At 59.6% G+C, this 18,418-nt stretch carries 18 protein-coding genes; 10 read left to right on the forward strand and 8 right to left on the reverse strand.

Annotated elements, in window-relative coordinates; genetic code table 11:
* Positions 1-5: 5 nt before the first annotated feature.
* Positions 6-1,214 carry a bifunctional phosphopantothenoylcysteine decarboxylase/phosphopantothenate--cysteine ligase CoaBC gene (gene coaBC, locus ACI514_RS26295; RefSeq protein ID WP_160059916.1) on the reverse strand — a complete coding sequence of 403 codons (1,209 nt, stop codon included), beginning with the start codon at positions 1,212-1,214 and terminating at the stop codon, positions 6-8.
* A 133-nt stretch (positions 1,215-1,347) separates the two neighbouring features.
* On the opposite strand from coaBC, the gene radC reads away from it, so the two are divergent.
* Positions 1,348-2,022 (forward strand): DNA repair protein RadC, encoded by a 675-nt coding sequence (gene radC / locus ACI514_RS26300; RefSeq protein ID WP_034152053.1) that lies wholly within the window; start codon positions 1,348-1,350, stop codon positions 2,020-2,022.
* Between the two features lie 148 nt (positions 2,023-2,170).
* On the opposite strand, the gene ACI514_RS26305 is transcribed toward radC, so the two are convergent.
* Positions 2,171-3,757, reverse strand: a complete 1,587-nt coding sequence (locus tag ACI514_RS26305) for an ABC transporter substrate-binding protein (RefSeq protein WP_405122659.1) — start codon at positions 3,755-3,757, stop codon at positions 2,171-2,173.
* 448 nt (positions 3,758-4,205) lie between these two features.
* On the opposite strand from ACI514_RS26305, the gene rpmB reads away from it, so the two are divergent.
* The gene (gene rpmB, locus ACI514_RS26310; RefSeq protein ID WP_007920377.1) at positions 4,206-4,439 is read left to right on the forward strand and encodes a 50S ribosomal protein L28; all 234 of its coding nucleotides are present in this window, start codon (positions 4,206-4,208) and stop codon (positions 4,437-4,439) included.
* Positions 4,440-4,450: 11 nt separating this feature from the next.
* Entirely contained in the window at positions 4,451-4,606 is a 156-nt protein-coding gene (gene rpmG, locus ACI514_RS26315) for a 50S ribosomal protein L33 (protein WP_003177274.1), read from the forward strand.
* Positions 4,607-4,785: 179 nt separating this feature from the next.
* Here the strand turns inward: rpmG and ACI514_RS26320 are convergent, their stop codons facing one another.
* Positions 4,786-5,148: a cupin domain-containing protein gene (locus ACI514_RS26320; protein WP_160059914.1), complete on the reverse strand. Its 363-nt coding sequence runs from the start codon at positions 5,146-5,148 to the stop codon at positions 4,786-4,788.
* Positions 5,149-5,387: 239 nt separating this feature from the next.
* Between ACI514_RS26320 and ACI514_RS26325 the strand changes: the two genes are divergently transcribed.
* Entirely contained in the window at positions 5,388-6,881 is a 1,494-nt protein-coding gene (locus ACI514_RS26325; RefSeq protein ID WP_008086799.1) for an aldehyde dehydrogenase, read from the forward strand.
* Between the two features lie 192 nt (positions 6,882-7,073).
* Entirely contained in the window at positions 7,074-8,219 is a 1,146-nt protein-coding gene (locus ACI514_RS26330) for an MFS transporter (RefSeq protein WP_405122660.1), read from the forward strand.
* Between the two features lie 12 nt (positions 8,220-8,231).
* On the opposite strand, the gene ACI514_RS26335 is transcribed toward ACI514_RS26330, so the two are convergent.
* Entirely contained in the window at positions 8,232-9,800 is a 1,569-nt protein-coding gene (locus ACI514_RS26335) for a phospholipase D family protein (protein ID WP_160059912.1), read from the reverse strand.
* A 60-nt stretch (positions 9,801-9,860) separates the two neighbouring features.
* On the reverse strand, positions 9,861-11,282 hold the full coding sequence (locus ACI514_RS26340; protein WP_160059911.1) for a PLP-dependent aminotransferase family protein: 1,422 nt from the start codon (positions 11,280-11,282) through the stop codon (positions 9,861-9,863).
* A gap of 179 nt (positions 11,283-11,461) precedes the next feature.
* Here ACI514_RS26340 and ACI514_RS26345 point away from each other — a divergent pair, with 179 nt between their 5' ends.
* A complete protein-coding gene (locus ACI514_RS26345) occupies positions 11,462-11,707 on the forward strand; it encodes a DUF1127 domain-containing protein (protein ID WP_160059910.1) in 246 nt (81 codons plus the stop codon).
* 123 nt (positions 11,708-11,830) lie between these two features.
* Here the strand turns inward: ACI514_RS26345 and ACI514_RS26350 are convergent, their stop codons facing one another.
* Complete coding sequence (locus ACI514_RS26350; RefSeq protein WP_405122027.1) at positions 11,831-12,778, reverse strand: IS110 family transposase; 948 nt, start codon at positions 12,776-12,778, stop codon at positions 11,831-11,833.
* Positions 12,779-13,024: 246 nt separating this feature from the next.
* Positions 13,025-14,335, reverse strand: coding sequence for an NAD(P)/FAD-dependent oxidoreductase (locus ACI514_RS26355; protein WP_405122661.1), 1,311 nt, complete (start codon positions 14,333-14,335; stop codon positions 13,025-13,027).
* 148 nt (positions 14,336-14,483) lie between these two features.
* Between ACI514_RS26355 and ACI514_RS26360 the strand changes: the two genes are divergently transcribed.
* Positions 14,484-14,837 (forward strand): YkgJ family cysteine cluster protein, encoded by a 354-nt coding sequence (locus ACI514_RS26360; RefSeq protein ID WP_160059908.1) that lies wholly within the window; start codon positions 14,484-14,486, stop codon positions 14,835-14,837.
* A 110-nt stretch (positions 14,838-14,947) separates the two neighbouring features.
* On the opposite strand, the gene ACI514_RS26365 is transcribed toward ACI514_RS26360, so the two are convergent.
* Complete coding sequence (locus tag ACI514_RS26365) at positions 14,948-15,436, reverse strand: Lrp/AsnC ligand binding domain-containing protein (RefSeq protein WP_003177284.1); 489 nt, start codon at positions 15,434-15,436, stop codon at positions 14,948-14,950.
* Between the two features lie 155 nt (positions 15,437-15,591).
* Here ACI514_RS26365 and dadA point away from each other — a divergent pair, with 155 nt between their 5' ends.
* The 3 genes from dadA (at position 15,592) to alr (ending at position 18,389) form a co-directional block, all read left to right on the forward strand.
* Complete coding sequence (gene dadA / locus ACI514_RS26370) at positions 15,592-16,896, forward strand: D-amino acid dehydrogenase (protein WP_016985828.1); 1,305 nt, start codon at positions 15,592-15,594, stop codon at positions 16,894-16,896.
* A complete protein-coding gene (locus ACI514_RS26375) occupies positions 16,868-17,221 on the forward strand; it encodes a RidA family protein (RefSeq protein WP_034152045.1) in 354 nt (117 codons plus the stop codon). The genes dadA and ACI514_RS26375 overlap by 29 nt, the downstream gene beginning before the upstream one ends.
* A 94-nt stretch (positions 17,222-17,315) precedes the next feature.
* The gene (alr, locus tag ACI514_RS26380) at positions 17,316-18,389 is read left to right on the forward strand and encodes an alanine racemase (RefSeq protein WP_405122662.1); all 1,074 of its coding nucleotides are present in this window, start codon (positions 17,316-17,318) and stop codon (positions 18,387-18,389) included.
* The last annotated feature ends 29 nt before the right edge of the window (positions 18,390-18,418 follow it).

Below are 18,418 nucleotides of genomic sequence, written 5' to 3' on the forward strand. Positions count from 1 at the left end.
GTAAATTAAACCTGGTTCAGACGTTCGGCGATAAAAGTGACCAGTTGGCGAGCGATCTTGCTCTTGCTGGTCTGGGCGAAAACCGTGGCGTGCAGCGCACGGTCAATCACGCTGCAGGCGTTTTCTTCACTGTTGAAACCGATGCTCGGGTTGGCGACGTCGTTGGCGACGATCAAATCGAGATTCTTGTCCTTCAGCTTGCGTGCAGCGTAGTCGAGAAGGTGTTCGGTCTCGGCGGCGAAGCCGACACTGAACGGACGGTCGGGACGGGTCGCGATGGTGGCCAGAATGTCTGGATTGCGCACCATTTGCAGGACAAAGCCGTCACCGCTCGTAGGATCTTTCTTGAGTTTTTGCGGGGCGACGACTTCCGGGCGGTAGTCCGCAACGGCTGCCGAGGCGATGAACACGTCGCACGGGATCGCCGATTCACAGGCTGCGAGCATGTCGCGGGCGCTGACCACGTCTATGCGTGTGACGCGATCTGGCGTCGGCAGGTGCACCGGGCCGCTGATCAGGGTCACACGGGCGCCGGCTTCCACGGCTGCTTCGGCGAGGGCAAAGCCCATTTTTCCGGAGCTGTGATTGGTGATGTAGCGCACCGGGTCGATGTTTTCCTGGGTCGGGCCGGCGGTAATGACCACGTGCTTGCCGGTCAGTGCCTGACGCTGGAAACAGTCCGCTGCGCATTGCGCCAGATCGGTGGCTTCCATCATGCGGCCCATGCCGACGTCGCCGCAGGCCTGACTGCCAGACGCCGGGCCGAAGGCCTTAAGGCCACGGCTTTCCAGGAGTTGCAGGTTGGCCTGGGTCGCCGGATCGCGCCACATCGCTTGATTCATTGCCGGAGCAACGGCGACGACAGCGTCGGTGGCCAACACTAAAGTGGTCAGCAAATCGTTGGCGATGCCTTGGGCAAGACGGGCAATCAGGTCGGCGGTGGCCGGGGCGATCAGCACCAGATCGGCCCATTTGGCCAGCTCGATGTGACCCATCGCGGCTTCGGCGGCCGGGTCGAGCAAGTCGAGGTGAACCGGGTGGCCGGACAAGGCCTGCATGGTCAGCGGGGTGATGAACTCGGCGCCACCGTGGGTCATGACCACGCGCACTTCGGCACCCTGGTCGATCAGGCGACGAACCAGATCGGCGCTCTTGTAGGCCGCGATGCCGCCGCCGACGCCCAGAACGATGCGTTTCCGATACAGCCGCTGCATAGGTCTGCCTTTCATTTCGTTGATGACTGCGATGCGATGCCCCTCCCCAGGGTTGAATCGACCGCAAAAAAGATGGGCTACGATATCACAGCGACCGCTACGGAACAGCGGCGCCCACAGACAGGGAATGTGTATGAGTATTCGCGATTGGCCTGCGGCGGAACGCCCGCGGGAAAGGTTATTGGAACACGGTGCAGCGAGCCTTTCGGATGCTGAGTTATTGGCCATTTTTCTGCGCACCGGATTGCCCGGAATAAGCGCTGTGGACCTGGCGCGCAATCTGTTGACTCAATTCGGTAGCCTGCGTTTGCTGCTTGAGGCCGATCAGGACGCATTCAGCAAACAATTGGGGCTCGGACCGGCAAAGTTTGCGCAACTGCAAGCTGCTCAGGAAATGAACAGGCGACATCTGGCTGAGAAATCACGGCAGAAACCAGCCCTGGAAAACCCTCAGGTCGTTCGCGATTATCTGAAATCGATGCTGCGCCACGAACCGCATGAGGTGTTTGGTTGCCTGTTTCTCGACTCCAAACATCAAGTACTGAATTTCGAGATACTGTTTCGCGGCTCGATCGACAACACCAGCGTGCATCCGCGCGAGGTGGTGAAGCGATGTTTGGCCAATAACGCGGCGGCGTTGATCCTGTGCCACAACCATCCATCGGGGAATACCGACCCCAGTCAGGCAGATCGGCTGCTGACCAAGCGCCTGCAAAAGGCGCTGGAGCTGATTGATGTACGGGTGCTGGATCACTTCATCGTCGGCGATGGGGAGCCGTTATCGATGGCGGAGTGTGGCTGGATGTAACGCCCAGGAACGATCAAATCCCTGTGGGAGCGAGCTTGCTCGCGAAGGCTTCGTGTCAGTCAGCATCACTTTTACGGACAGACCGCTTTCGCGAGCAAGCTCGCTCCCACAGGTTTGATTGCATCCACAGAGTTTTGTGCCGGGCAGGTTATTTCAGGTTGACCTTGGAATAGTCCTGCCGGCCAAACGGGCTCACGGAGTAACCCTGCACATCCTTGCGCGTCAGCGCGTAGGCAGTCGGGTGCGCCAGCGGCAGCCACAACGCCTGCTGCTGAATCTGCGTCTGCGCCTGTTCGTACAGTTTGGTGCGCACACCTTGCTCACTGGTGGTCTTGCCGGCGCTGATCAGCTTGTCGAGATCAGCATTGCAGTAGCGCGCAAAGTTGGTGCCCGACTTGACCGCTGCGCAGGAAAACTGCGGCGTGAGGAAGTTGTCCGGGTCGCCGTTATCGCCGGCCCAGCCCATGAACAGCAGGTCATGCTCGCCCGCCTTGGCGCGACGGATCAGCTCGCCCCACTCGATCACACGGATTTCCGCTTGAATGCCGATTTCCGCCAGATCCGACTGCAGCATCTGCGCGCCCAGACTCGGGTTTGGGTTGAGCAGGCTGCCCGACGGACGCGTCCAGATGGTGGTCTGGAAGCCATCCTTCAACCCGGCCTTGACCAACAACGCCTTGGCTTTGGCGACATCGTGCGGGTACCCCGGCAGGTTCTTCGCGTAGCTCCAGGTGTTCGGCGGGTAAGGGCCATTGGCGGCTTCGGCGGTGTCTTCAAACACGGCTTTGATGTAGTTGGCCTTGTCGAAGGCGAGGTTGATCGCCTGACGCACTTCTGGTTTGTCCAGCGGCGGATGCTGGCTGTTGATGCCGACGAATGCGGTCATGAACGCGTCAGTCTTTTCGACTTTCAGCGTCGGTTCTTTCAGCGCGGCCTGTACGTCCAAAGGTTTTGGCGACAGGGCGATCTGGCATTCATTGCGCCGCAGTTTTTGCAGGCGCACGTTAGCGTCCGGGGTGATGGCGAAGATCAACGGATCCACCGCAGGCTTGCCACCGAAGTAATCCGGGTTGGCCTTGTAACGGATCGCTGCGTCTTTCTGGAAACGGTTGAACACGAATGGGCCGGTGCCGATCGGCTGGCTGTTGAGCTTGTCCGTGGCGTTGGCCTTCATCAGTTTGTCGGCGTATTCGGCGGAGTAGATCGAGGCGAAGCCCATGCTCAGGGTCGCCAGGAATGTCGAATCAGGATGATCAAGGGTGAAGCGCACGGTCAGCGGATCGAGCGCGTCAATCTTCTTGATCAGCGCTGGCAACTGCATCGACTGCGCATGCGGGAAGCCGCTTTGAGCGACCTTGTGCCACGGGTTGGCCGGGTCGAGCATGCGGTCGAAGCTGAATTTGACGTCTTCGGCGGTCAACTCGCGGCTCGGTTTGAAGTAATCAGTCGTATGAAATTTCACCTGCGGGTGCAGCTTGAATACATAAGTCAGGCCATCGGTACTGACTTCCCAGCTGTCGGCCAGGCTCGGCACGACTTTGCCGCTGGTGGTATCGAAATCCACCAGGCGGTTCATCAGCACGTCGGCCGAGGCATTGGTGGTGGTCAGCGAGTTGTATTGCACTACGTCGAACCCTTCCGGGCTGGCCTCGGTGCAGACGCTCAGCGCGGCGGCCTGCGCCAGGGGGCTCAGCAGGAGCGGGGCGAGCAACAAGGGTAGGGCAGCGAGGCGCATGGTCGGTTTCCTTTTACAGATCGAAGGCCCATCTGCAAGTGCAGTCTGGAAAAGGCCTACCCTAGAGGGCTGGATTACAAATGACTATCCCCTTTTTGCATTTTAAGGGCACAGTGGTGGCCGTTTTTCAGACCGCGGTGCTTCGCAAAAAGTCTGAAACGCCTGCTTGGGCGACTTTCTGCGACGAGTGGTAAAAATCGATGCCGGCCTTTATCCAAAGCGTTCGCAGACCAAAAAAGCGCCTTTTTACCGATTGATTTCACACCGAATGTTGTTGCACCCCGGTCTTTCTGGTATAAAGCAGCGCTCTTTTCTAGGGGCCCGGTTCCTTCACTGTAGGTGTAGCCGGTAAGACCTCTAAAGAAACGCGGCGCCTGGCGCCAAATGACTGAGAGATTAAGCGGCCAACCCATGCCGGGTTGGGCATGTGGTTTTAGAGGGCTGAGGCATGTCGAGAGTATGTCAAGTTACCGGTAAGGGTCCGGTAACTGGGAATAACATTTCCCACGCAAACAACAAAACCCGTCGTCGTTTCCTGCCGAACCTGCAGCATCACCGCTTCTGGGTTGAAGAAGAGAAACGTTTTGTGCGTCTGCGCGTATCTGCCAAAGGCATGCGTATCATCGACAAGCGTGGCATCACTGTCGTGCTCGCCGAACTTCGCCGCGATGGCAAGATTTAAGGGAGCTAATCATGCGTGAATTGATTCGTTTGATCTCGAGCGCCGGTACTGGTCACTTCTACACTACCGACAAGAACAAGCGTACTACCCCGGACAAAATCGAGATCAAGAAATATGATCCGGTTGTTCGCAAGCACGTGATCTACAAGGAAGGCAAAATCAAGTAATTGATTTTTCCCGACTTACAAAAAAGGCCCGTATCTCACGATACGGGCCTTTTTTGTTGCCTTGATTTTTGTGTCGCCTGTCCTGACGCCTTCGCGAGCAGCTCGCTCCCACAATGGAATGCGGTAGGAATGTGGGAGCGAGCTTGCTCGCGAAGAGGCCGGTAAAATCACCGAAAAACTCAAGCCTTCTGTTCAAAGATCACATAGATCTTGCGGCAAGCCTCAAGCACTTCCCAGGTGCCGCGGAAACCCGCCGGAATTACAAACCGGTCGCCAACACGCAAGGTCTTGGCGTTACCATCGCTGTCACGCAGCACCGAAACCCCCTGCAGGATTTCGCAGTACTCATGCTCGGTGTAATTCACCGTCCACTGCCCGATCGCACCTTCCCAAACGCCAACGCCCATCTGCCCGCAAGGGCTTTCGTACTGATGGAACACCGCTTGCTCAGGATCTCCCTTCAGCACCTTCGCCGGGTCCGGACGATAGCGTTCGGCTTCGCTGCTGGTCAGGCTGATGTCGACGACGTTCTGGATGTTCATTGTTGTTATCCCCCGTGAGTACGGCGCGATTGGCTGGAAAGGGCCAAAGTCTATGTTGATTAAAATCAACACCGCAAGGCCGTATGGCCACCTTATGTCAAATATATTGAAACAACCCCGGCCGCTGGTTTAGGGTGGCGGGTGCCTCTGGCCGAAAAACCGGCTGGCCGGGCAGAATTCCTGAGGACGCTGGCGAAGATCGCGCGGCGCTCGTATTCAACAAGCGGAGGACACTCGAAATGACCACCCTGACTCGTGCCGACTGGGAACAACGCGCCCGCGACCTGAAAATCGAAGGCCGCGCTTATCTCAATGGCGAATACACCGACGCCGTCTCCGGCGAGACCTTCGAGTGCATCAGCCCGGTCGATGGCCGTCTGCTTGGCAAGATCGCCAGCTGTGACGCCGCCGACGCCCAGCGCGCCGTGGAAAACGCCCGCGCCACCTTCAATTCCGGCGTCTGGTCGCGCCTGGCGCCAACCAAGCGCAAAGCCACCATGATCCGTTTTGCCGGCCTGCTGAAGCAGCACGCCGAAGAACTGGCCCTGCTCGAAACCCTCGACATGGGCAAGCCGATCAGCGATTCGCTGTACATCGACGTCCCGGGCGCGGCGCAAGCGCTGAGCTGGAGCGGTGAAGCGATCGACAAGATCTACGACGAAGTCGCCGCTACGCCGCACGACCAGTTGGGTCTGGTGACCCGCGAGCCGGTAGGCGTGGTCGGCGCCATCGTGCCGTGGAACTTCCCACTGATGATGGCTTGCTGGAAACTCGGTCCGGCGCTGTCGACCGGTAACTCGGTGATCCTCAAGCCATCGGAAAAATCCCCGCTGACCGCCATCCGCATCGCCGCACTGGCGGTTGAAGCCGGCATTCCGAAAGGCGTGCTCAACGTGCTGCCGGGCTATGGTCATACCGTTGGCAAGGCGCTGGCCCTGCACAACGACGTCGATACGCTGGTGTTCACCGGTTCGACCAAGATCGCCAAGCAACTGATGATCTACTCCGGCGAATCGAACATGAAACGCGTCTGGCTGGAGGCCGGTGGCAAGAGCCCGAACATCGTCTTTGCCGATGCTCCGGATCTGCAGGCCGCGGCTGAATCCGCCGCCAGCGCCATCGCCTTCAACCAGGGCGAAGTCTGCACCGCCGGCTCGCGTCTGCTGGTCGAGCGTTCGATCAAAGACAAGTTCCTGCCGATGGTGATCGAGGCGCTGAAAGCCTGGAAACCGGGCAATCCCCTGGATCCGGCGACCAACGTTGGTGCGCTGGTGGATACCCAGCAGATGAATACCGTGCTGTCATACATCGAATCCGGTCATACCGATGGCGCCAAATTGGTGGCTGGCGGCAAACGCATTCTGCAGGAAACCGGTGGCACCTACGTTGAGCCAACGATTTTCGACGGCGTGAGCAACGCGATGAAGATCGCTCAGGAAGAGATCTTCGGCCCAGTACTGTCGGTCATCGCTTTCGATACCGCTGAAGAAGCGATCCAGATCGCCAACGACACGCCGTACGGCCTGGCCGCAGCAGTCTGGACCCAGGACATCTCCAAGGCGCACCTGACCGCCAAGGCGCTACGTGCCGGCAGCGTGTGGGTCAACCAGTACGACGGCGGCGACATGACCGCACCGTTTGGCGGCTTCAAGCAATCGGGCAACGGTCGTGACAAGTCGCTGCACGCGTTCGACAAATACACCGAGCTGAAGGCGACGTGGATCAAGCTGTAAGCCGTTAGGAGGGTCTGTTCGCAAGAGCAGAACCTCCAGACGAAGCAGATCCCTGTGGGAGCGAGCCTGCTCGCGAAAGCGGTGTATCAGTCAGCCCATGTGCTGAATGTGCAGCCGTATTCGCGAGCAGGCTCGCTCCCACATTTGTTTGATGTGGCCTCCAAAAAATAATTATCCACAGGAGCGTGGAACATGCGGTGGGCGACGTATTTCGCCGTGTTGGCGTCTGTCTTGAGTGTCGGTCTGGCCCTGGGGGTCAGCATGCCGTTGGTGTCGTTGCGCCTGGAAGGCTGGGGTTACGGCTCCTTCGCCATCGGTGTAATGGCAGCGATGCCAGCGATTGGCGTGTTGCTCGGCGCGAAGATTTCCAGTCATCTGGCCGCGCGCTTCGGCACGGCCAATCTGATGCGCCTGTGCCTGTGGGCCGGGGCGCTGTCGATCGGCTTGTTGGCGCTGTTGCCGAGTTACCCGATCTGGCTGGTGCTACGGCTGATGATCGGGGTGATCCTGACCATCGTGTTCATCCTCGGCGAGAGCTGGATCAATCAACTGGTGGTCGAGCACTGGCGCGGTCGCTTGGTGGCGCTGTACGGCAGCAGCTATGCGTTGAGCCAGTTGTCTGGCCCATTGCTGCTGGGTGCGCTCGGCACCGAAGAGGATTACGGATTCTGGGTCGGCGTCGGCCTGCTGTTGGTTTCGCCTTTGCTTCTGTTGGGCCGCAGTGGTGCACCGAGCAGTGAAGCCAGTAGTGTGACGTTCCGCGATCTGTGGGGATTTGCCCGAGAGCTGCCGGCAATTGCCTGGGCGGTGTCATTGTTTGCCGCGTTCGAGGCGATGATCCTGACGTTGCTGCCGGTGTATTGCCTGCAACAGGGCTTCACCGCTGAAATCGCGCTGGCGATGGTCAGCACGGTGGTGGTCGGCGATGCGTTGCTGCAATTGCCGATTGGCGCGTTGGCCGATTATCTGTCGCGGCGTACGTTGTTTGCCGGCTGCGCCGTGGTGTTGATGCTGTCGAGTCTGGCGATTCCGCTGTTGCTCGACACGCTGCTGATCTGGCCACTTTGGGTATTGTTCGGGGCGAGTGCCGGTGGTTTGTTCACCCTGTCGCTGATTCTGATTGGCGAGCGTTATCGCGACGATGCGCTGGTGCGGGCGAACGCGCACATTGCGCAGCTATGGGGTGTGGGTTGTCTGGTCGGGCCGCTCGCGGCCGGGGCGGGCAGTCAGTGGATCAGCGGGCATGCGTTGCCGTTGTTGATGGCGATTGGGGCGTTTGGGTTGGTTCTGCTGCTTTTGCGTCAGGGTGCGTTTGGCCCAGTGACCGAGCCTGCGTAGATCTTTTGCTCTTTAAAGCATTCGCTCAAGCCCGACAGTGGTGCTGAACCACGCGTTGAACCGCCGCCACCAACTCCCCGGCTCCTTGGTCAGGGTGTGCATCTGGCCGTTGTCCTCAGTGATCCAGACAATCTGGCCATCCTGCAATTTCGCCTCGTAACTCAGCGCTGGCGCCATGCCTTGCAGCGCCAGTTCGCGCACATGCCCGGCCAGCTCAGGGCTGTCCACCAACACCCCGACCTCGGTATTCCACAGCACCGAGCGCGGGTCGAAGTTGAACGAGCCGATGAAAGACTTCTGCCGATCAAAGATCATCGCTTTGCTGTGCAGGCTTGAATCGGAACCGCGAAACGACTTGCTGTAAAACACATGCGGGCCGCTGCCGTAGTTATCCCCAGGCTGGCGCCGCAGTTCGTACAGTTTCACGCCGTGCTCCAATAGCGCCTTGCGATACGGTGCATATCCGCCATGCACCGCCGGCACATCGGTGGCCTCCAGCGCGTTGGTCAGCAGGCTCACCGAGACGCCGGCATCGGCGCGACCGGTCAGGTAAACCAGCCCCGGCTGGCCCGGCACGAAGTACGCCGAAATCATGATCAGCTCTTTGCTCACGCCTGTAAGCTCGGGTGCCAGTTGCGTGGTCAGCAGCAATTGCGGATCCGGCTCACCCTTGGCCAAGACCTTGCTCGGCGCGTCCCACAACGCCTGATTCCACGCCCAGATCAGTTCTTTGCGCCAGATGTCCATGCGCGGTTCGGTCTTGAACGTCATCAACTGCTGATACAGCGCGTGATTTTGTTTGCGGGTGTCTTCCAGCGATTCTTCCAGGCGTGTGCGGGTGTTCTGCAGGTCCTTGGCGGTCGGTTGGCTGGTAAGAAACTCGTCGATCGGCTTGCTCAGCGCGCTGTTCCAGTACTGGTCGAAACTGTGTCCGAGCTGCTCGGCCACCGGCCCGACGCTGAGCATGTCGATGTCGGTGAAGTTCAGATTCGGCTCGGCGTCGAAATACTCGTCACCCAGATTGCGCCCGCCGACGATGGCCACGCTGTTATCCGCCAGCCACAGCTTGTTGTGCATGCGTCGATGCTGCAGCGACAGGTTGAACAAGCGACCGGCCGCGCGGGTGACGCCGGTGCTGCGGCCCAGATGCAGCGGATTGAACAAACGAATCTGAATCTGCGGATGCGCCGCCAGAGTGGCGATGATCTGGTCGAGGCCATCGCTGGTGGTGTCATCGAGGAGGATGCGCACGCGCACGCCACGGTCGGCAGCCTTGAGCAGTTCCTCCACCAGCATCCGCGTGCTGATGCCATCGTGGACGATGTAGTACTGCAGATCGAGGCTGGTCTGGGCGTTGCGGATCAGTTCGGCGCGCGCGGTGAACGCCTCGCTGCTGTTGGACAGCAGGCGAAACCCCGAGCGGCCTTGATAGGGCGCCGCTTGTGCCTGAATCGAACGGCCGAAGCTGGAATCGGAAGCCGGCAATGCCTGACTCGGCTCGCGCGGAACATCGAGACTGGCACAGCCGCTCAGGAACGAGGCGAGTAACAGCAAAGCGAACAGGGGCTGTCTGAATCTCACGTAGGGTCATTCCGAATGGCGGCTAGGGTCGGCATATGGACGCGGTTCTCTGGAAAAAGGTCAGTCGGCCTCGGCCAGCAATCTGACGGCCGTCTCGCCGACCTTGCGCACCGCCTCTTCGATCTGCGCTGTCGGTTTGGCAGCGTAGTTCATCCGCAGGCAATTGCGGTACTTGCCCGAGGCGGAAAAAATGCTGCCGACGGCAATCTGTACGCCTTGGTCGTGCAACTCACGATTGAGTTTCAAGGTGTCGAAACCTTCCGGCAATTCGACCCACAACATGAAGCTGCCTTGCGGCCTACTGGCGCGTGTGCCTGCCGGGAAATAGCGGGTAACCCAGTCGATCATCATGTCGCGACTGCGCTGGTATTGCGTGCGCATGCGCCGCAAGTGCGGTTCGAAGTGGCCGGCCTTGAGGAATTCGGCGATGGCGATCTGCGGCTGCGGCGCGGTCGATCCGGTGCTGATGTATTTCATGTGCAGCACGCGCTCGAGGTAACGGCCCGGTGCGACCCAGCCGATGCGCAGGCCCGGCGCCAAGGTCTTGGAAAACGAACTGCACAGCAATACGCGGCCGTCTTCGTCGAAAGATTTGATCGTGCGCGGGCGCGGGTAGGTGTAGGCCAGCTCGCCATATACATCGTCCTCGATGATCGCCACGTCGAAGCGCTGCGCGAGGGTGAGCAGGGCGCGTTTGCGCGACTCCGGCATGATGTAACCCAGCGGGTTATTGCAGTTGGGGGTGATCTGGATGACCTTGATCGGCCATTGCTCCAGCGCCAGTTCCAGGGCTTCCAGGCTGATGCCGGTGAGCGGATCGGTGGGGATTTCCAGGGCCTTCATGCCCAGGCCTTTAAGCGTCTGCATGGCACCGTGAAAGCTTGGCGAGTCCACCGCGACGATGTCGCCCGGCTCGCAGATCGCGTGGATGCTGGTCGACAGCGCTTCGTGGCAACCGGTGGTGATCACCAGATCGCTGGCGCTCAACTGGCAGCCGGAATCGAGCATCAGTCGGGCGATCTGCTCGCGCAGTTCGAGGGTGCCGTGGATATTGTCGTAATACAGACCGGGCATGTCCTGACGGCGGCTGATTCGTGCCAAGCCGCGCAGCAGCGGCTTCATGGTCGGCGAGCTGATGTCCGGCATGCCGCGACCCAGTTGCACGACATCCTTGCGCGGCACCGCGCGAATCAATTCCAGCACCTGATCCCATTGCGAAATTTCCACCGGTCGCTGTGCCGGGCGGCCAACGGCGGGCAACTCCGGCAGTTCGCGGCCGACTGGCACGAAGTAGCCGGATTTGGGTTTCGGCGTGGCCAGGCCACTGTCTTCGAGCACGCGATAAGCTTGCTGCACCGTGCTCAGGCTGACCCCGTGTTCAACGCTCAAGGCGCGCACCGACGGCAACCGATCGCCGGGACGATAGAAGCCGTTTTCGATGCGCGTGCCGAGCAATTCGGCGAGATTTACGTAAAGGGTCATGGCGCTGCCTCGGTGCAGGTGATTCGATAAACCAGTACAGACGTGGCAAAAATTGACAATTCAGTCGGTAAAACGACGAATCTGTATGGAGTTAATACAGTTGCTTTGAATCTGTAATGGTTTTGCTTGCCCGCGCATCATGGAATCTCTGGCTACCCAAGTAAACAGGAGCATTGAAAATGAATGGCTTGAGCGATGTGCGGCTGACGTTACACAGTCAGGAACTGGCGGCAGGGCAGAAGGATCGTGCACGCAATGAGATCATGCGTAACGCACCGTCCGGTCTGAGTCGCTGGAATCTGTTCTGGCATCGTCTGCACACGCGCAAGGCGTTGCTGGCGCTGACGGCGGATCAGCTCAGGGATATCGGGCTGACGCGTGAACAGGCGCAGGAGGAGGGGTTGAAGCCGTTCTGGCGGATCTGAGATCTGTATTGTTCTTGCCGGCCCCTTCGCGAGCAGGCTCGCTCCCACATTGATCTTCAGTGGATACAAAATTCCCATCCACAGCAGAACCCTGTGGGAGATTCTATGGTTCATGCCTAGCCCCTAAACGGCTTTAGGTGAGTATTCGCTCTGGTTTTTCAACAGAGCAAATACCACCCGCGCAAGCTTGCGGGCTAGTGCAACCAGTGCTTGGGTAGTGCTCAGTCCGCGCTCTCTCAAAGCCTCATAAAATCCTTTCCACGCCGAGGTTCGGCTCGCCGCCATTGCAGCGTTGTGCAGCAACCGACGCGCCTCTGAGTCGCCTCGTTTGGTCAGGCAGCGACGGCCTTTCTTTTTGCCTGAGTCAGATATGCGCAGATCCAGGCCTAGAAAGGCGATGAAAGCGTCGGCATTCTTGAAGTCCCCACGCTGAAAGGATGCGAGCAAGCGGGCACCGGTCAACGTACCGATGCCTTCTACCTTCATGCAACGCTTGAGCTGAGCACCTAAATCGGCTTCGTCTATCTGCGTCAGGATCGTTTTCTCCAGCAGGATTTCCAGTCTTTGCATGGCGTTTATCTGATTTTTGAAAGCGGTTTTGAGCAACGGCTCATTCTCCCAGCTCTGCTTGAGGCTGACACGAGCCTGGACCAGAGCCGCACGGCGCCGGAAAAGACTGATGAGCCGGCAATACAAGGGCGACGGCGGTGTCCAAGGGCGTAAGTGGTCCCCTTCGTTTGTGAGATAACGGGCCAGTAATCGGGCATCCAGCGCATCAGTCTTCGCGCGAACGTTCACGCCTTTGCGGTAATGGCTGAGCTCATAACCGCCAACCATATAGATCACGCACCCATCGGCATGCGCCAGATCAGCAAATTCCTGGTGATAGATATTGGTGGCTTCGATGGCGATTGCCACTGGCTTGGCTACAGTTTTGAGCCATTTTTTGATTGCTGCTTTGGTGTTAGAGATTGTCTCGAGATGATCTGATTCGGCGCAATAAATCACCAGTTCATCCTTGGCGACATCAACCCCGATGATCGACTGAGTAGTAGCGACGGGCATTGCCATGAGAAATCCTCCGGGCTAAGGTTTGAACACTTGAAGGGTTCACCCAGAGGCGCAGGCTTGTTCCTATCGTCGGTCTAGGCCAGATGCATTCTTTATCGGCGCTTGGGTGAAAGGAGGAGGGTGAAATCTCCCACGGTCTGTACTGCGCTAACAGTCAGAATCGAGCCTTGTCCCTCCTCCTCCCTTCAAGTCCTACCATACAAGCGAGCCTGCTCGCGAAAGCGGCCTCATGAGCGCCGCAAATCATCAGACCAACTCTTTGAGGCGATGCCACAACATCCCCAGCGCCAACAACGGCGAGCGCAAATGCTTGCCGCCCGGGAAGGTGATGTGCGGCACCTTGGCAAACAGATCAAAGCCACCGCTGTGTTGCCCGCTGATCGCCTCGGCCAATAACTTGCCCGCCAGGTGCGTGGCATTCACCCCGTGCCCGGAGTACGCCTGGGCGTAATACACGTGCGGCTGATCCGCGAGCCGACCAATCTGCGGCAAGCGGTTCGCGCCGATGCCGATCATGCCGCCCCACTGATATTCGATATTCACGCCAGCGAGTTGCGGGAACACTTCGAGCATCTTCGGTTGCATGTAGGCGCCGATATCCTTTGGATCGCGCCCCGAATAATGGCAGGCACCGCCGAACAGCAAACGACGATCCGCCGAGAGTCGGTAATAATCCAGCGCGACACGTTGGTCGCAGACCGCCATGTTCTGCGGCAGCAGGTTATGCGCCTGTTCTTCGCTCAACGGCTCGGTGGCGATGATGTAGCTGCCGGCGGGCAGAACCTTACCGCTAAGCTGTGAATTCAGATCGTTGAGATAGGCGTTGCAACCGAGCACCAATGTTTTGGCGCGCACCGAACCTTGGGCCGTGTGGACTTTGACTTCGGGGCCGTAATCGATATGTGTCACCACCGAGTGTTCAAACAGTTTGACGCCCAATTGCTGCGCCGCCGCTGCTTCGCCCAACGCGAGATTGAGCGGATGCAAATGCCCTGACCCCATGTCGATCAAACCACCGACATAGCGCTTGGAACCGACTACGGTGTGCATCTCGTTGGCTTGCAGCAAACGGGTTTCGTAGCGATAACCGAGGCCACGCAATTCTTCGGCGTCCTCGGCAAAGCCCTCAAGGTCGGCGGGTTTGTTGGCGAGGTCGCAGTAGCCCCAGGTCAGGTCGCAGGCAATCTGAAAACGCTCGACGCGCTGGCGGACGATTTCCACCGCTTCCAGGCCCATCAGTTTCATCTCGCGCACGCCGTCGGCGCCGATGACGTTTGTGAACTGATCGAGGCCGTGACCGACCCCGCGAATAAGCTGCCCGCCGTTGCGACCACTGGCGCCCCAACCGATCTTGTGCGCTTCCAGCAACACTACGCTGAGGCCGCGTTCAGCCAGTTCCAGCGCCGTATTCAACCCGGAAAAGCCACCGCCGACCACGCAGACATCGGCGAGCACCTCACCTTGCAAGATCGGGTGATCGGGCTGCGGCAGGCTGCTGGCGGCGTAGTAAGAGGCAACGTGGGGTTGGCTCGCGGAGGTGAAGGCGCGGGCAGTCATGGGCGTCATCCAATGGCTAAGGTGTCGAGAAAATTTGACGGAGCATAAGCCGCACCCCCGAACGTGGGCAACACTGGTCGGCTTGCGGTGTCTGGATCAGGGCTTTTGCGGCACAATTGGCGCCTATTCCACCCTGGTTACCGTTTTGATGAGCTGCAACAGCCAGACAGTCCGCACCTTGCGCCAACAGATCCCCTCGTTCGAGTGTGTGCCTGGCTGCCACGATTGCTGCGGCCCGGTGACCACCTCACCGGAAGAAATGGCCCGCCTGCCGCGCAAGACCCGCGCCGAGCAGGATGCGGCGATGGAGGAGCTGAACTGTGTGCATCTGGGGCCGAATGGCTGCACGGTGTATGAAGAGCGGCCGCTGATTTGCCGGTTGTTCGGTACGACCAAAACCTTGCCTTGCCCGAATGAGCGGCGGCCGGTGGAGCTGATTCATCCGCGGGTCGAGAAGCAGATCTTCGAGTACATGGCGGCGCATCGGCAGGTGTTGGTTTAACGCGTTCACTCGGGACCGAGTCGACGCCATCGCGAGCAGGCTCGCTCCCACATTTGGAATGCATTCCCCTGTGGGAGCGAGCCTGCTCGCGAATGGAGCGCCACCGATCTTCAATCCGGAATAGGTAAGCTCAGGCTCTCTTTCACCTCTTCCATCACGATATAACTCTTCGACTCCCGCACATGCGGCAGCTTCAACAGAATGTCGCCCAGCAGCTTGCGGTACGAGGCCATCTCGGAAATCCGCGCCTTCACCAGATAGTCGAAATCCCCTGAGACCAGATGGCATTCCAGCACGTGCGGCAACTTCAGCACCGCGCGGCGGAACTCTTCGAACGTGTCGCCGGATTTGTAGTCGAGGCTGATCTCGACGAACACCAGCAAGCTACCCTTCAAGTGCTGCGGATTCAGCCGGGCGTTGTAGCCCATGATGATCCCTTCGCGCTCCAGACGCCGCACCCGCTCGGTGCACGGCGTGGTGGAGAGGCCGACTTTTTCGCCGAGTTCGGTAAAGGAAATCCGTCCGTCCGCCTGCAGGATCCGCAAGATGTTGCGGTCGATCTTGTCCAGCTCACGTTTGGTCTGAGTGTTGGTACGCATAGGGGATGCGCCTCCGTGAAAAGGGTTTTTGCCGAGAATTGTCGCCAAATATAGGCGCTTATATAGTGAAAAGCACTGGCATTTCTTTTTTACACTGCGCGCATCATTGCTCTAACAACAGACGTGCGCGGCCCAGCCGCGATGAGGGATACAAAATGCGTGTAATGGTCTTGGGTAGCGGCGTCATCGGTACCGCCAGTGCTTACTATCTGGCCCGTGCCGGGTTTGAAGTGGTGGTGGTCGACCGGCAGCCTGCTGCGGCCATGGAGACCAGTTTCGCCAACGCCGGTCAGGTGTCGCCGGGCTACGCCTCGCCGTGGGCCGCGCCGGGCGTACCGCTGAAGGCGATCAAGTGGTTGCTGCAACGCCACGCCCCTCTCGCGATCAAGGCCACTGCCGACATCGACCAGTACCTGTGGATGGCGCAGATGCTGCGCAACTGCACCGCCAACCGTTACGCGGTGAACAAAGAGCGCATGGTGCGTCTGTCCGAGTACAGCCGCGATTGCCTCGACGAATTGCGCGCCGAAACCGGCATCGCCTACGAAGGCCGCAGCCTCGGCACGACCCAGTTGTTCCGCACCCAGGCACAGCTGGATGGCGCCGCCAAAGACATCGCCGTGCTGAAAGAATCCGGGGTGCCGTTTGAAGTCCTCGACCGCGCCGGCATTGCCCGCGTCGAACCGGCACTGGCAGGTGTGACTGACATCCTCGCTGGTGCCCTGCGCCTGCCAAACGACCAGACTGGCGACTGCCAGATGTTCACCACGCGTCTCGCCGAAATGGCCGTGAAGCTCGGTGTCGAATTCCGCTTCGGCCAGGACATCCAGAAACTCGACTACGCCGGTGATCGCATCAACGGTGTGTGGATCGACGGCAAGCTGGAAACCGCCGACCGCTACGTGCTGGCCCTCGGCAGCTACTCGCCGCAACTGCTCAAGCCACTGGGCATCAAAGCCCCGGTGTATCCGCTCAAGGGTTACTCGCTGACCGTGCCGATCACCAACCCGGCGATGGCCCCGACCTCGACCATTCTCGACGAGACCTACAAGGTCGCGATCACCCGTTTCGACAACCGCATCCGCGTTGGCGGCATGGCCGAGATCGCCGGTTTTGACCTGTCGCTCAACCCGCGTCGCCGCGAAACCCTGGAGATGATCGTCAACGACCTTTATCCTCAGGGCGGTAATCTGGCCGAGGCGAGTTTCTGGACCGGTCTGCGTCCGACCACGCCGGACGGCACGCCGATCGTCGGTGCCACGCCGTTCAAAAACCTGTTCCTCAACACCGGTCACGGCACGCTCGGCTGGACCATGGCGTGCGGTTCCGGTCGTTTGCTGGCCGACCTGATGGCGAAGAAAAAACCACAGATCAGCGCCGAAGGCCTCGATATTTCCCGTTATGGCAACAAAACCCAGGAGTCCGCAAAACATGTCAATCCAGCGCCAGCTCACCAATGAGCGCATGAGTCAGATCGTCAGCCACAACGGCACCGTGTATCTGGCCGGACAGGTCGGCGACGACTTCGACGCCGGGATTGAACAGCAGACCCGCGACGTACTGGCCAATATCGAGCGTTTGCTTGATCTGGCCGGGACTGACAAACAGCATCTGTTGTCGGCGACGATTTACCTGAACGACATCGAGGCGCACTTCGCCGGGATGAACTCGGTGTGGGATCAGTGGCTGCCAAAAGGCGCTGCCCCAGCCCGCGCTACTGTCGAAGCGAAAATGGCCAAGCCGAGCATTTTGGTAGAAATTTCTATCGTCGCCGCGCTGCCGTAACCGTTGTAAAGATCCCTCTCCCGGCGCTGTTGGCGGTTCACGTCGTCAGTCGGCGCCGGTTTTTCTTCCCATGACCGCCTAGAAGTCTGCCGCCATGCGTCCTGCCCGTGCCCTGATCGACCTAGAAGCCCTGCGCCACAACTACCGAATTGCCCGCGAAGTCACCGGCGCCAAGGCGCTTGCAGTGATCAAGGCGGACGCCTACGGCCATGGCGCGGTACGTTGCGCCCAGGCACTGGAAGCCGAGGCCGACGGTTTTGCCGTCGCCTGCATCGAAGAAGGGCTGGAGTTGCGCGCGGCCGGCATCAAGGCCCCGGTGTTGTTGCTCGAAGGCATCTTCGAAGCCGATGAGCTGGCGCTGGTTGTCGAGCATGATTTCTGGACCGTGGTGCATTCGCTGTGGCAGCTCGAATCGATCGAGCAGGCGACCCTGAGCAAACCGATTACTGTGTGGCTGAAGCTCGATTCGGGCATGCACCGCGTCGGTCTGCATCCAAAGGATTACGCAGCCGCTTATCAGCGTCTGCTGGCCAGCGGTAAAGTCTCGAAAATCGTCTTGATGAGCCACTTCGCCCGCGCCGATGAACTGCACGCGCAGAGCAGCACCGAACAGGTCGCGGTGTTTGAGGCGGCGCGTCAGGGTCTGGCCGCGGAAGTCAGCCTGCGCAACTCGCCCGCCGTACTCGGTTGGCCGCAGATTCACAGTGACTGGGTGCGCCCGGGCATCATGCTTTACGGTGCAACCCCGTTCGAAGAAGCCAATGCCGTGGCCGAGCGTCTGCAACCGGTGATGACCCTGGAATCGAAAGTCATCTGCGTGCGTGAGCTGCCAGCGGGTGAACCTATCGGTTACGGCGCCAAATTCATCACCGACAAACCGATGCGTATCGGCGTGGTCGCCATGGGTTACGCCGACGGCTATCCGCGTCAGGCGCCGACCGGCACGCCGGTTTTGGTGGCTGGCAAGCGCAGCCGCATCCTCGGGCGCGTGTCGATGGATATGCTGTGTATCGATCTGACGGATGTGCCGGAAGCTGAACTCGGTTCGACCGTCGAACTGTGGGGCAAAAACATCCTCGCCAGTGAAGTGGCGCAGTGGGCCGAGACCATTCCGTATCAGATCTTCTGCAATCTGCGTCGGGTGCCAAGGCTCTATTCCGAGGGTTAAAGCCGCTGCGGGGGTCAAGTGTTGTAAAT

Origin of the sequence: Pseudomonas sp. M20, assembly GCF_045037865.1 — a bacterium.
Classification (GTDB): domain Bacteria; phylum Pseudomonadota; class Gammaproteobacteria; order Pseudomonadales; family Pseudomonadaceae; genus Aquipseudomonas.

Bases quoted from the DNA above. Each gene is read 5' to 3' on its own strand.
- coaBC (WP_160059916.1), bottom strand. From the start codon at position 1,214: ATGCAGCGGCTGTATCGGAAACGCATCGTTCTGGGCGTCGGCGGCGGC.
- radC (WP_034152053.1), top strand. From the start codon at position 1,348: ATGAGTATTCGCGATTGGCCTGCGGCGGAACGCCCGCGGGAAAGGTTA.
- ACI514_RS26305 (WP_405122659.1), bottom strand. From the start codon at position 3,757: ATGCGCCTCGCTGCCCTACCCTTGTTGCTCGCCCCGCTCCTGCTGAGC.
- rpmB (WP_007920377.1), top strand. From the start codon at position 4,206: ATGTCGAGAGTATGTCAAGTTACCGGTAAGGGTCCGGTAACTGGGAAT.
- rpmG (WP_003177274.1), top strand. From the start codon at position 4,451: ATGCGTGAATTGATTCGTTTGATCTCGAGCGCCGGTACTGGTCACTTC.
- ACI514_RS26320 (WP_160059914.1), bottom strand. From the start codon at position 5,148: ATGAACATCCAGAACGTCGTCGACATCAGCCTGACCAGCAGCGAAGCC.
- ACI514_RS26325 (WP_008086799.1), top strand. From the start codon at position 5,388: ATGACCACCCTGACTCGTGCCGACTGGGAACAACGCGCCCGCGACCTG.
- ACI514_RS26330 (WP_405122660.1), top strand. From the start codon at position 7,074: ATGCGGTGGGCGACGTATTTCGCCGTGTTGGCGTCTGTCTTGAGTGTC.
- ACI514_RS26340 (WP_160059911.1), bottom strand. From the start codon at position 11,282: ATGACCCTTTACGTAAATCTCGCCGAATTGCTCGGCACGCGCATCGAA.
- ACI514_RS26345 (WP_160059910.1), top strand. From the start codon at position 11,462: ATGAATGGCTTGAGCGATGTGCGGCTGACGTTACACAGTCAGGAACTG.
- ACI514_RS26350 (WP_405122027.1), bottom strand. From the start codon at position 12,778: ATGGCAATGCCCGTCGCTACTACTCAGTCGATCATCGGGGTTGATGTC.
- ACI514_RS26355 (WP_405122661.1), bottom strand. From the start codon at position 14,335: ATGACTGCCCGCGCCTTCACCTCCGCGAGCCAACCCCACGTTGCCTCT.
- ACI514_RS26360 (WP_160059908.1), top strand. From the start codon at position 14,484: ATGAGCTGCAACAGCCAGACAGTCCGCACCTTGCGCCAACAGATCCCC.
- ACI514_RS26365 (WP_003177284.1), bottom strand. From the start codon at position 15,436: ATGCGTACCAACACTCAGACCAAACGTGAGCTGGACAAGATCGACCGC.
- dadA (WP_016985828.1), top strand. From the start codon at position 15,592: ATGCGTGTAATGGTCTTGGGTAGCGGCGTCATCGGTACCGCCAGTGCT.
- ACI514_RS26375 (WP_034152045.1), top strand. From the start codon at position 16,868: ATGTCAATCCAGCGCCAGCTCACCAATGAGCGCATGAGTCAGATCGTC.
- alr (WP_405122662.1), top strand. From the start codon at position 17,316: ATGCGTCCTGCCCGTGCCCTGATCGACCTAGAAGCCCTGCGCCACAAC.